Below are 11622 nucleotides of genomic sequence, written 5' to 3'. Positions count from 1 at the left end.
GCCTTGGGCCCCCCCCCCCCCACTCTGTTTGGGGTGGGTCTCTTTCCTCCCCCCCCCCCCCCCCCCCCCCCCGGCCCCGAACAGGGCTCAGCGCTTGAGCGTGAAGGTGAAGTCGCCGGAGAGCTTGCCGCTCAGACGCACGGCCGAAACGAGCTTCCCCTCCGTGATCAGTCTCTCGACCTCGGCCCGCGCCAGACCGCAGCCTTCAGCGATCAGCCGCACCGGGCGGACCGGGATCCGCGCCGCGAAGCGGACCCGGACGTCGATCACCTCGCGGTCCAGGCGACCCGATCCGTCGGTGTCCAGACGCCAGGCGTTCTCCCAGTCGAGGGCGATGCGATTGCGGCGCCGCACGACCGGGTCCTGGAGCAACTCGGCTGCCAGGCCGGGGTCGTTGTCATGCATCCGGTTCAACAGTTCAGGTCGCACGGAGCGCACGTTCATCCGCTCCAGGACCGTGAGCTTCGCCGTCTCCCCGCAAGCGGTACAGAGCGCGAGGAGCCAGGCGTCGAGGAGCTTGTGATGTGCGTTGACGCGGAACTTGCCGTTCACGCGGAAGCGCTCGGACGCGCACACGTGGCAACGACGGAGAACTAGCGGGAGACAGGTGGGCGCGACCACCCAGTTTTCGAGCACAGAAGTACACCGGTTCCAGTGAGAAGTCCGCAGCAAAAAGCAGCGCGGCGCACCTGCGCGACGCGCGACAGATCAGCACTCGGGAGGTCTCACACGGTGTACAACGGCACATCCTCGCCCAGACAACTTGGTTCGGCAGCACGGTAGTTGCGCACAGCGGTGCTGTTCCACCGGTTTTCCAGGCGGGCGGGAGGCGTGAGCGCAAGGTCCACCGATCGCCACCGTCGCGCTGTACGGCGCGGTCGCGTCGATCCTCACCCGCCGGCCCGTCCATTGGTGACGGTGATGTTCCAGCGGGTGAAGCGGGCGCCGTGGAGCGGGCCGGCGAACGCGTCTCCGCCGCGCTGTCCGACGTGGCTGAGGGTGATCTCGGCACGGAGGTCGGCGAAGGGTACGCCGCGGTGAGCGTCGGAGGCGCCCCTCTCCATGCCCCCGGGTCCGGACGTCGGGGCTGGAGAGGCCCTCGACGTGGACGCCGTGGAGCTGCGCGTCGGGAGGGGCGGGGTCGGTGCGTTGCCCGATGGTGAAGGTGTCGATCAGACGGAGGCTGACGCCCGGTCCGTACGGCGGCGGGCGTCTTCGGCGGTTCAGTTCAGTGGCGTACGGGCTTCCAGGACCCTGGCGGTGAAAGCCGCCAGGTGGGCCCGCATCTGATCCCTCGTCGCCCCCTGTCGGCCGACGAGGTGTTCGACGAGGTCGGCGCGGGTCGCGGCGAGCAGGGCGTGGGCGGCGAAACCGCCGTCGGTGAGTCCGGGAATCTGTTCCAGCGCGGCATGGAGTGTGCCGTGCCAGCGCTCGTAGTGCTCTGCCGCGTAGGGACTGTCACCGCCGGTGCCCTCCAGCGCCAGGGCGAGATGACGGTTGTCGATCTTGAAGCAGAGGACCGCGTCGAGGAGAGCGGGGACGCGCTCCAGCGGCGGGGTGGCGGGCCCCAGGGGTGGTGCTCCCGCTTCGACGGCGTGCCTGACCGGTGCGAGCCGCGTCTCGTACAGCGCCTGGATCAGGCCGGTGCGATCACCGAAGCCGCGGAACAGCGTCGCCTTGCCGACGCCGGCCGCTGCCGCGATGTCGGCCATGGTGACCGCCTCAGGGCTCTCGCACCGAGCGAAGAGCGTGTCGGCAGCCGCGAGGACGGCCTCCCGGTTGCGGGTGGCGTCCGCGCGGGGCTTGCGCTCGGGCATACGACTCCTCCTTGCGAAACGGACCCCGGGTCCGTATCGTCGTCCCAGTGAAACGGACCCACGGTCCGTATCGTACTGGACGGAGTGACCCATGAGCACGAGCACCGCACCGGTGGACCTGTACCGCCACGGCCTGCAACTCCTGCTGGACAAGGACATCCCCGCCTGGGTCGGCCTCTGGGACGAGGACGGGGTCCTCGAATTCCCCTTCGCCCCGGACGGCTGGCCCAAGCGGCTGGAGGGCAGGGCGGCCGTCGCCGAGTACATGCGCGACTACCCCGACCACATAGACCTGCACGACTTCCCCTACGTCGAGATCCACCAGACCCTCGCCCCGGAGACCATCGTGGTCGAGATGCGGGGCGTGGGTCGACTGGTGGACACCGACAGCCCCTTCGACATGTCCTACATCGCCGTGGTCACCATCAGGAACGGTCTCATCACCCGCTACCGCGACTACTGGAACCCGCTCGCCGTCCAGGATCCCGCCACCGACTTCGCCGGGAGCAACCGATGAACCCCTCCGCCGAGTCCACCCTGGTCATCGGGGCCACCGGTACCACCGGCAGCCGCGTCGCCGCCCAACTGGCCGCCGAGGGCCGGAGCGTCAAGGCCGCGAGCCGACGCGCCACCCCCGTCGACGGTTCCCGTCCGGTGCGGTTCGACTGGGACGACCCCACCTCCTTCGAGGACGCCGTCGACGGCGTGGACCGGGTCTATCTCATCCCGCCGCTCGGTTCCCCCGATCCGGCAGCCGTCATGCTGCCCTTCCTCCGACAGGCCCGCGCCGCGGGAGTCCGCCGTGCGGTACTGCTCAGCTCGTCGGCGATCCCCGCCGGCGGCCCCGCAGTGGGGCAGGTCCACCAGGCCCTGCCCGGTCTCTTCCCCGAGTGGGCGGTCCTGCGGCCCTCGTGGTTCATGCAGAACTTCACCGGCGACCACGCACACGCCCGGACCGTCCGCGCGGACGGGACCATTCGCACGGCGGCCGGAACCGGCCGCGTCGGGTTCGTCGACGCCGACGACATCGCCGCCGTGGCCGTCCACGCACTCACCGGGATCCAGGCACCGAACACCGACATGATCATCACCGGGCCGCAAGCGCTGAGCTACGGCGACATCGCCGCCGTCCTCAGCCAGGTCACCGGCCGGACCGTCACCCACCACCCGCTCTCCTACCAGCAGATGCGCGACCGGCTGGCCGCCGACATCCCCGCCGAGTTCGCCGCGATGCTCGCCGGCATGGACCAGGCCATCGCCGAAGGTGCCGAGGACCGCACCACCGACACGGTCGAACGCCTCACCGGCCGCCCCGCACGCGACTTCCGCGCCTTCGCGGAACAGGAGTTGGGCCGATCGCGGAGCTGACGTCCCCTCGACTCGACATGGGCGACGATGTTCCGGCCGGTACGTCCTGGCTCGGTCGCCGTGGTCAGAACCGCGTCGGGCGCGGACGCCACCTCGGCTGCGAGAGGCCGGGGCCGCTGACGACCCTGCCGCTCACCGCACCCGTCCATGGCTGCGGGACCCGCTCACACCGCTCCCACGCCATGGTCCACCTCACGGTGAACGGCCTTCCCCTCGCTCCGGGAGAGCCTGAGAGTGAAGGTGGCACCGCGTCCGGACACGCTGCCGGCCGACAGCACGCCACCGTGCGCCTCGGTCAGTTTCCGGGCGATGGACAGGCCCAGCCCGCTGCCACCGGTCTTGCGGTTGCGGGACTTCTCCGCCCGCCAGAACCGCTCGAAGACGAAGGGCAGATCCTCCTCCGTGATACCGCTGCCCGTGTCCGTCACCTCGATGACGGCGGTGCCCCCCTCCCCGCGCGCATCGAGGGTGACCCGACCTCCGCGCGGCGTGTGGCGGACCGCGTTGGACACGAGGTTGCCGACGATCTGACGCAGCCTCAGCGGATCGGCCCACAGGTCAAGCCCGGCCGGACCGCGGACCAGGAGCGTGACCCCCGCATTGTCCGCCGCGGCCCGGTGGGCGGCTGCCACATGCCGTAGAACGTCCTTGACCGGTACCGGCTCCGGGTACAGCCGCAGGGCGCCCGCATCGGCGGCGGCGAGATCCTGAAGGTCGTCGATGACGTGCTGCAGCAGCAGGACCTCTTCCAGGAGGGAGGCCGTCAGGTGCTGGTCCGCCTCGATGACGCCGTCCTGCGTCGCTTCCAGGGCGCAGCGGATGGTGCTCAGCGGAGTGCGCAGTTCGTGCGCGATGTCGCTGACCATGACCTTGCGTTGCTGTTCGGTGCGGGCGCGGTGCTCGGAGAGTTCGTTGAACGCCGCCGTGAGCCGGCCGATCTCGTCGGGCCGGGCGATCGGCACCGGGGGCGGGTGCGCGTCGTGGTTCCGGGCCGCCCTGGTCAGGGCTCGCAGCGGACGGACCAGGTGGATGCCGGTCATGACGGTGACGAGCGCGGCGAGGAGCAGGACCGCCGCGGTGACGACGAGTATGCGCAGGGCGTTGGCCGGCGAGAGGTCGAAGGGCGCGGCCGTGGAGCCGGAGGTGTCGCCGACGTAGAGCAGGGCCGCGGGGGCGACGTAGGGCGCGAGTTGTTCGCGGCGGCCGGTGTCGATGCAGTTCCGCGCCGCGTGCGTACCGGTGCCCTGCGCGGTGGCAGGGGACGTGAAGTCCAGTCCGAGGTGCACCGTGGGCAGCTGCTGGCGCCGCAGGCAGGCGTTGACCACCTCGTTGAGAGCGGTGAGTGCGCGGGCCTCACCGGCGGTCGGGACGTCCAGTTCGAGCAGTCCGCAGTCGTCGGCGAACTTGGCGCGGTACTGCTGCCGGTCCGCGCCCGCCATCTGTTCCTGGAGCGAGACGTCGTACAGCAGCGCGATGACCGGACGGCCCGATGGGGAGGGTGAACGCTCGAAGGGCACGCTCGCGCCGGTGAGGCAGGTCGCGACGGCGTCCGCCGCATGGTCGAGACGTTGCCGGTCCGATGCCCGAAGCGCGTAGGGGCCCAGCGCGGCGGGGTCGATGCTGCCGCCCCTGGCCTGCGGTGACAGGAACGGATCGGTGTGCAGCGGGTCGATGGTCGCGAAGGCCTTGCCGCGGGTCCGGGAGTCGGGGACCGGCCCGCTCGCCACTGATCGCGCGGTGTCCTGCGGAGTCACGGTGATGTGCCGGCCGGTGCGGCGGGCGAGGTCGCGCACCACCGGTTCGGCGGCGCGCCAGTCGGGATGGGACGCGGCGTACGCCATCAGGGAGCGGTAGATCATGGTGTCGTCGGCCAGGACCTGTCCTTGCTGGTCCCGTACGGCGTTGGTGGTGGTCCGTACCGCCAGCCAGGCGGTGGCCGCGATCGCGCAGACCACGATGAGCAGTGACGAGGCGAGCATCCGGAAGAGCAGACTGCGGTGGACCGGGAGTCCGCCGCCGGGCCCGGTCGGGCCGGCGGCCTTCACCAGCTGTCCGAGGGCAGGCACATGTCCGCCGGAGCACGGTCGTTGAGCTTGTAGCCCACCTTGTAGACGGTCAGCAGGTGGACCGGGGAACGCGGGTCGGCCTCGATCTTCTTGCGCAGGTTCAACACGTGCACGTCGACGGTTCGTTCGGTGATGTAGGCGTCCGTTCCCCGGCTGATGGCGAGCAGTTGACGCCGGGTGAAGACCCGACCCGGCTCGGCGGCCATGGCGGCGAGCAGGTCGAACTCTCCGGCCGTGCACGGCACCGGCCGCCCCGCCACGGTGACCGTGTGACGCCGGATGTCGACCGTGATCGCCCCTGCCGTGCGGACACCGGTGGTGTCACCCGCGGTTCCCGTCGACGCCCGTAGGGACAGTTCCGCCTCCGCCAGCCGCTCCACGCGTTTGAGCAGGTTGCGGATGCGGGCCATCAACTCGCGCGGACTGTAGGGCTTGGTGACGTATTCGTCCGCGCCCAGGTCGAAGGCGAGCAGCAGGTCCTCCTCCGTGGTGCGCGCGGTGAGCATCAGCACCGGCAGGCCCACATGGGCGGGTTCGGCGCGCAGCACCCGGCAGATGTCCAGGCCGTCGACGCCGGGCATCATGACGTCCAGCACCAGCAGATCGGGCGGCCACCGGCGAATCTCCTCCAACGCGGTGCGGCCGTCGTGAACGAGCCGGGCCGCATGGCCCTCCCGCACCAGGTAGTGGCCGATGATCTCGGCTTGTTTGACGTCGTCTTCGGCGACCAGGACGTTCGCGCACATAGCCGGGACTGTAACCGCCCGGACAGGACACTCATACGGTCCTGACCAGACCTTCATATCCGGCCGACAGGCTGTCGGCCATGCCGCGCCACACCTCGAAAGTCAGCCCGTCCCCGCCCGGTTCGCGCCGACCGGACGACCCCGGCCAGGAGTCCGGTTCCGCGAACCCGGACGCACCTGAGCACCGCTCGACCCGCCGGAACGTGCTCCTCGCAGGGACAGCGGTGCTCGCGGTCGCCGCGGGCGGTGGGGCCCTCGTGCCGCACTGGACGCAGGCCGCCCGGTCACCCTCGAAGGCCTCGACTCCGTCGGTGGGCACGGCGGTGGTGCGGCGCACCGACCTCTCCGACTCGGTGTCCCTCGACGGGACGCTCGGCCACGGCAGCCCCCGTGCGATCAGCAGCACCTCGTCCGGGACGGTGACCTGGCTGCCGACGGCCGGGACCACCGTCAAGCGCGGCCACCAGCTCTACCGGGTCGACAACCGGCCGGCCGTGCTCTTCTACGGCTCCACCCCGCTGTACCGCCGCCTGGACACGGTGGGCATGGTCGGCCCGGACGTGCGGGTGGTGGCCGACAACCTGCGGGCACTGGGATACGACATCGGCGCCCAACCCGCGGTGGGCACCCTTGTCACCCCGCCGTGGGCCGCCCCCGCTCAGGAGTCGAAGGGCCCTGAGCAGCCGGGCGGGAGTGAGGAACCGGGCGGCTCCGAGGGCTCGGAGGGCGGTGGGAAATCGGAGGGGGCCGAGGCCGCTTCGGGCAGTCCGTCGCCCACCGTCTCCAGCAGCCCTTCTCCGACCGCGTCGCCCCTCTCCCAGCGGGTCCAGCCGGGTGAATCGGTGCTGACCCAGGGGCTGAGGGCGGCGATCGGCCGCTGGCAGCGGGATACGCGAGTACCGGAGACCTCGGTGCTGGAGTCCGGCGATGTGGTCGTGACCACGGGCGCGGTCCGGGTCGCCGAGCTCAAGGTGACCAAGGGCGACGCCGCATCGGGCGAGCTGCTGTCCGTCACCGGCACCGGCAAGCGCGTCACCGTACAGACCTCCGAGGGTGACTCCTCGGCCTTCAGGAAGGGCAACACCGTCGACGTCACGCTGCCCGACGGCTCGCCGGTACCCGGCAGGATCAGCGTGATCGGCACCATGATCAGATCCGGCACCGAGGACGGCGGGGGCGCGGACCCCACCCGCACCATCACCGTCGTTCTGGACGAAGGCGGAGCGGGCACAGCCGTCCGAGGCATCGACTCGGCACCCGTGCAGGTGCGGTTCACCGGCCGGACCAAGAAGAACGTCCTGGTCGTCCCGGTCGGCGCGCTGCTCGCGCTGAGCGAGGGCGGCTACGCGGTGCAGCTCCGGAGCGGGAAGCTGGTCAAGGTCACCACAGGGCTCTTCGTCAAGGGCCTGGTCGAGATCGGCGGATCGATCACGGCCGGAACGAGGGTGGTGACCACGTCATGACACTCCCCCTCCCACCCTCGTCACCGACCTCACTCCCGCCCCCGGTTCTGGAGGTACGCGGGGTCAGCCGTGTCTATGGCGCTGTGCCGGCACTCGACGACGTGTCACTGACGATCCGTGAAGGCGAGTTCGTGGCCATCGTCGGGCCGTCGGGTTCGGGAAAGTCCACGTTGCTGAACATCATGGGCACCCTAGACCGCGCCACCAGCGGCTCGGTCGAACTGGCCGGTCAGGACGTGGCCGCCCTCACCGACCGGCAGGTCTCCACGCTCCGCAGCCGCCATCTCGGCTTCGTCTTCCAGCACTTCCACCTCACCGACGGACTGAGCGCGGTCGAGAACGTCACCACGGGGCTGGTCTACAGCGGTGTGCCGCGAAGACGGCGACGGCCGATGGCCCGCGAGGCGCTGGCGCAGGTCGGGTTGGGCCGCCGGGAACACCATCTGCCGCACCAGTTGTCCGGCGGTGAGCGGCAACGGGTCGCTGTCGCCCGCGCGTTGGTCAACCGGCCCGCGCTCGTCCTGGCCGACGAGCCCACCGGCGCCCTCGACACCGTCAACGGACAAGCGGTGCTCCGGTTGCTGTCGGACCTCAACGGCCAGGGCACGACCATCGCCGTGATCACCCACGACCGGACGATCGCCGACCGGCTGCCCCGACGGCTGGAGATTCTCGACGGACGCCTCGTGGCCGACACCCACCTCGACCCCATGGACGTCCCCTCGTGAGCCCCCGTACCCCGACCGCCCCGGCACCACCGGCCGCCGGTCATGCCCCCTCCCCCGCGCAGGCCGCCGGTAGGGCCCTGCGGATCCGGCCGGTCCGGCTCTCTCCTCGGGACGTCCTCGTTCTGGGCCTGCTGGGCATCCGCACCCGCAGAGTTCGGGCCGCCCTGTCCGCCCTCGGTATCTCGCTGGGTATCGCCACGATGATCGTCGTGACCGCCATCCCCGCGTCCAGCCAGAAGGCGCTGATGGAACGGCTGTCCGCGCTCGGCACCAACATGCTCACGGCACAGGCCCAGCCCGACCTCAAACCGCCGGTGGTCCTGTCCGAGGAGTCGGTCGCCATGGTCGCCCGCGTCGGCCCCGTCACCGCGGTCAGCGCGGTCGCCAACACCCATGCCGTGGTGAACCGTTCGGACAAGGTGGACCCGAACACCTACGCGGGGCTGACCGTCCTCGCGGCCGAGGACAACCTGCTGTCCCTCATCAACGCGCGTGTGCAGTCGGGGCGCTTCCTGGACCGGACGTCCGACGGGTTCCCCACCGCGGTGCTCGGCTCGGTGGCGGCCGCCCGGCTCGGACTGCCCAGCGTCCCACCCGGCGGCGCCAACCCGCAGATCTACATCAACGACCGCTGGTTCACCGTCATCGGCGTCCTGGAGCAGACCCCGCTCTCCCCCGACATCGACCGGTCCGTCCTCGTCCCCTGGCAACCCGCCCGCGCCGAACTGGACTTCGACGGGCATCCCACGCTCATCTACGTGAAGGCCGAGGAGTCCCGGATCGAAGCGGTACGGGAGGTCCTTGCCGACACGGTCAATCCCAGCCTGCCGGGCGTCATCATGGTCAGCCGCCCCTCGGACGCCCTCGCCGCCAAACGCGACACCCAGAGCACCTTCTCGGCGCTCTTCCTCGGGCTGGCAGGGGTGGCGCTGGTGGTCGGCGGGGTCGGCGTCGCCAACACCATGGTCGTCTCGGTCCTCGAACGACGACGCGAGATCGGCCTGCGCCGGGCCCTCGGCGCCACGCGCGGCCACATCCGGCTGCAGTTCCTCACCGAGTCCATCGCCCTGTCCACCCTCGGCGGCCTGGCCGGCACCCTGCTCGGCGTCCTCACCACCCTCGCCTACACCGCGTACCAGGGATGGCCCCCGGTCATCCCACTGACCGCGGTGGCCGGCGGCGTCGCCGGGACCGTCCTGGTGGGAGCGATCGCCGGACTGTACCCGTCACTGCGCGCCGCACGTCTGTCCCCGACGGAAGCGCTCGCCTCGGCATGAAACGGGAGGCCAAGCCCCTTGTCCGGAGGCCGTGTTCGGCGCGGTCCCCATCAGCCCCCAAACCCATGAACCCATCCCGCCCTCGCAGAGAAGCCGGCCCGGAGAAACCAGGAGACATGAACCTTCGCCACTGCCCTCCCGACGCCCAGCACCGGTTCCGGACCCTGTTCCGGCGCGTACCGCCCCTCCTCGCACCGGCCATGGCGGTCCTCGCGCTCGCCACCCTGACCGCGTGCGGTAAGGACACCGCCTCCGGCCCGGACGTGGCTTCCGTGACGGAGTCGGGCGCCGCGTCCGGCAAGGCGCGGGGGAAACAGACCCCGGATCCCGAGGCGGGGCGCCCTCAACTGCGCCTGGACACGAGCCAGGAGGAGGAGACCCGCCTGTTCAACATCTGGTCGGCCTGCATCCACGACCACGGGGTGCCCATGCAGAACATCATCAAGGACGGCAAATCCGTCCCCGACCAGTCCCACCGCGCCTACCCCGCGGCGGCCAAAGCCTGCATATCGAAGCTCCCCCTCGATCCGCCCGAGCTGGACCGGGCGAAGAACCCGCACTACATGGACGACTTCCGGGCCGAGATCGCCTGTCTGCGCGAGGCAGGCGTCAAGGTGGAACCGATGCCCGACGGCGAGGGCTACAGCTGGCCCTCCGGCGGGGTCGACGTCCCCAACCTGCCGGAACTCCAAAAGCGTTGCCGCATCGAGGCGTTCGGCGACAAGGACGGGTGACGGGTCACCGGCGGCGGGCCTGGCGGTCGCACTCCTGGCCGTCGACGCCGCCGAGGAACAACACACCGAGGGTGCGGCGCCCGTCCACTTGGGCTGACCTCACCGAGGGTGCGGCCCGTTCACGAGGGCCGACACCGGCAAGGGTCCACCCCGGCGGGCACGGGACGTCATTCACCCCGACGACGTACGGCGCAGGCAGCGAAACCCGACGCCTGCGCCGTACCGGACGCCGTGAGGACTCCCCCGCGGCAACACGCCCCGCGCCGGGTGGAAACCGGGCTGCCTCGCAGCCACCTTCCATGATCTGGTGTCGGGCATGCCCTTGTTGCTGCTGGACCTCGACAACACCCTTGTCGACCGCGATGCGGCCTTCCGCGCCGCCGTCGTCGACTTCCTTGCCGAGCACGGCCTGCCCGCCTCCGACCTCCCGTGGGCCATGGCCGTCGACGCCGGGGGCTACACCATGCGCCACGAAGTCGCCGCAGCCCTGACCGACCGGTACGGCGAGGCGGTGGCACCCACCGCCGTCCATGCCCTTCTCGACCACGGTGCCGCCGATCGCGTCGTCCTGGCGCCGTCCTCCCGCGAGGCACTGGGCACAGCGCGGGAGGACGGCTGGACTTGCGTCATCGTCACCAACGGCCGCACCGTCCAGCAGGAAGCGAAGATTCGCACCACCGGACTCGACCAGCTCGTCCAAGGCTGGGTCATCTCCGAAGACGTCGGCCACAAGAAGCCGGAGCCGGAGATCTTCCATGCGGCAGCCGCCACCGTCGGGCTCCCTCTGCCGGGCGCATGGGTCATCGGCGACTCACCGCACGCCGATATCGCGGGCGCCGACGCGCTCGGCCTGCCCAGCGTGTGGGTGACGGACGGACGAGCCTGGCCCCAGGACTCCTACCGGCCCACCCACATCGCTCCCGACGTCGCCTCCGCGATCGACCACGCCATCAGGGCACCCGGAAGGCAAAGGCCCCCAGGGAACCACTGAGCGGGGCGGTAGCAATCCGCCGCCCGGTTCCAGGGCGCTGAAACCGTCGTGAAACCGCGCTGAATGCGCTCTGCCGCAGTCTCTGTCGCATGACGACAACGACCAACGAACTCGCGATCTCAGCCGTCGGGCTGCGCAAGGCCTACGGCGACAAGACGGTCCTCGACGGCATCGACCTGGCCGTGCCGGCCGGCACCGTCTTCTCTCTGCTGGGTCCGAACGGTGCCGGCAAGACCACCGCCGTGAAGATCCTCTCCACCCTCATCACCGCCGACGCCGGCGACCTCCACGTCGGCGGCCACCACCTCGCCACCCACCCCCAGGCCGTCCGCGCCAGCATCGGCGTCACCGGCCAGTTCTCCGCCGTCGACGGCCTCATCACCGGCGAGGAGAACATGCTCCTCATGGCCGACCTCCACCACCTCACCCGCA

12 protein-coding genes and 1 pseudogene are annotated in these 11622 nt (G+C 70.8%); 8 read left to right on the top strand and 5 right to left on the bottom strand.

Annotated features, from left to right (window positions below):
• Window positions 1-87: 87 nt before the first annotated feature.
• From ACZ5VD_RS30970 to ACZ5VD_RS30960, 3 genes and pseudogenes are all read right to left on the bottom strand, one after another.
• Window positions 88-636, bottom strand: coding sequence for a DUF1062 domain-containing protein (locus ACZ5VD_RS30970; RefSeq protein ID WP_468555002.1), 549 nt, complete (start codon window positions 634-636; stop codon window positions 88-90).
• Window positions 637-849: 213 nt separating this feature from the next.
• Window positions 850-1176 (bottom strand): annotated as a pseudogene (locus ACZ5VD_RS30965) (hypothetical protein); the annotation flags it as partial.
• A 47-nt stretch (window positions 1177-1223) separates the two neighbouring features.
• Window positions 1224-1817: a TetR/AcrR family transcriptional regulator gene (locus tag ACZ5VD_RS30960; protein WP_468684019.1), complete on the bottom strand. Its 594-nt coding sequence runs from the start codon at window positions 1815-1817 to the stop codon at window positions 1224-1226.
• A gap of 91 nt (window positions 1818-1908) precedes the next feature.
• Between ACZ5VD_RS30960 and ACZ5VD_RS30955 the strand changes: the two genes are divergently transcribed.
• Window positions 1909-2334: a nuclear transport factor 2 family protein gene (locus tag ACZ5VD_RS30955; protein ID WP_468684018.1), complete on the top strand. Its 426-nt coding sequence runs from the start codon at window positions 1909-1911 to the stop codon at window positions 2332-2334.
• A complete protein-coding gene (locus tag ACZ5VD_RS30950) occupies window positions 2331-3185 on the top strand; it encodes an NmrA family NAD(P)-binding protein (protein WP_468684016.1) in 855 nt (284 codons plus the stop codon). Before ACZ5VD_RS30955 ends, ACZ5VD_RS30950 begins: the two co-directional genes overlap by 4 nt.
• 164 nt (window positions 3186-3349) lie before the next feature.
• On the opposite strand, the gene ACZ5VD_RS30945 is transcribed toward ACZ5VD_RS30950, so the two are convergent.
• Window positions 3350-5251 (bottom strand): sensor histidine kinase, encoded by a 1902-nt coding sequence (locus tag ACZ5VD_RS30945; RefSeq protein ID WP_468554998.1) that lies wholly within the window; start codon window positions 5249-5251, stop codon window positions 3350-3352.
• Window positions 5227-5997, bottom strand: coding sequence for a response regulator transcription factor (locus ACZ5VD_RS30940; RefSeq protein WP_468554997.1), 771 nt, complete (start codon window positions 5995-5997; stop codon window positions 5227-5229). The genes ACZ5VD_RS30945 and ACZ5VD_RS30940 overlap by 25 nt, the downstream gene beginning before the upstream one ends.
• A gap of 80 nt (window positions 5998-6077) precedes the next feature.
• On the opposite strand from ACZ5VD_RS30940, the gene ACZ5VD_RS30935 reads away from it, so the two are divergent.
• The 6 genes from ACZ5VD_RS30935 to ACZ5VD_RS30910 form a co-directional block, all read left to right on the top strand.
• Window positions 6078-7460: an efflux RND transporter periplasmic adaptor subunit gene (locus tag ACZ5VD_RS30935; RefSeq protein ID WP_468684014.1), complete on the top strand. Its 1383-nt coding sequence runs from the start codon at window positions 6078-6080 to the stop codon at window positions 7458-7460.
• Window positions 7457-8188 carry an ABC transporter ATP-binding protein gene (locus ACZ5VD_RS30930; RefSeq protein ID WP_468554995.1) on the top strand — a complete coding sequence of 244 codons (732 nt, stop codon included), beginning with the start codon at window positions 7457-7459 and terminating at the stop codon, window positions 8186-8188. Before ACZ5VD_RS30935 ends, ACZ5VD_RS30930 begins: the two co-directional genes overlap by 4 nt.
• The gene (locus tag ACZ5VD_RS30925) at window positions 8185-9465 is read left to right on the top strand and encodes an ABC transporter permease (RefSeq protein ID WP_468554994.1); all 1281 of its coding nucleotides are present in this window, start codon (window positions 8185-8187) and stop codon (window positions 9463-9465) included. The genes ACZ5VD_RS30930 and ACZ5VD_RS30925 overlap by 4 nt, the downstream gene beginning before the upstream one ends.
• Window positions 9466-9581: 116 nt before the next feature.
• Complete coding sequence (locus ACZ5VD_RS30920; RefSeq protein WP_468684013.1) at window positions 9582-10199, top strand: hypothetical protein; 618 nt, start codon at window positions 9582-9584, stop codon at window positions 10197-10199.
• 316 nt (window positions 10200-10515) lie between these two features.
• The gene (locus tag ACZ5VD_RS30915) at window positions 10516-11190 is read left to right on the top strand and encodes an HAD family hydrolase (RefSeq protein ID WP_468684012.1); all 675 of its coding nucleotides are present in this window, start codon (window positions 10516-10518) and stop codon (window positions 11188-11190) included.
• 89 nt (window positions 11191-11279) lie between these two features.
• Window positions 11280-11622: ATP-binding cassette domain-containing protein (locus ACZ5VD_RS30910; protein WP_468684009.1), on the top strand; the 343-nt coding region annotated here is incomplete at its 3' end.

Source organism: Streptomyces sp. NPDC032822 (assembly GCF_055578825.1).
This window is presented reverse-complemented; position numbering and strand designations above follow the sequence as displayed.

Excerpts from the sequence above, each read along its gene's own strand:
- ACZ5VD_RS30960 (WP_468684019.1), bottom strand. The coding sequence starts at position 1,817 with ATGCCCGAGCGCAAGCCCCGCGCGGACGCCACCCGCAACCGGGAGGCC.
- ACZ5VD_RS30955 (WP_468684018.1), top strand. The coding sequence starts at position 1,909 with ATGAGCACGAGCACCGCACCGGTGGACCTGTACCGCCACGGCCTGCAA.
- ACZ5VD_RS30950 (WP_468684016.1), top strand. The coding sequence starts at position 2,331 with ATGAACCCCTCCGCCGAGTCCACCCTGGTCATCGGGGCCACCGGTACC.
- ACZ5VD_RS30940 (WP_468554997.1), bottom strand. The coding sequence starts at position 5,997 with ATGTGCGCGAACGTCCTGGTCGCCGAAGACGACGTCAAACAAGCCGAG.
- ACZ5VD_RS30935 (WP_468684014.1), top strand. The coding sequence starts at position 6,078 with ATGCCGCGCCACACCTCGAAAGTCAGCCCGTCCCCGCCCGGTTCGCGC.
- ACZ5VD_RS30930 (WP_468554995.1), top strand. The coding sequence starts at position 7,457 with ATGACACTCCCCCTCCCACCCTCGTCACCGACCTCACTCCCGCCCCCG.
- ACZ5VD_RS30920 (WP_468684013.1), top strand. The coding sequence starts at position 9,582 with ATGAACCTTCGCCACTGCCCTCCCGACGCCCAGCACCGGTTCCGGACC.
- ACZ5VD_RS30915 (WP_468684012.1), top strand. The coding sequence starts at position 10,516 with ATGCCCTTGTTGCTGCTGGACCTCGACAACACCCTTGTCGACCGCGAT.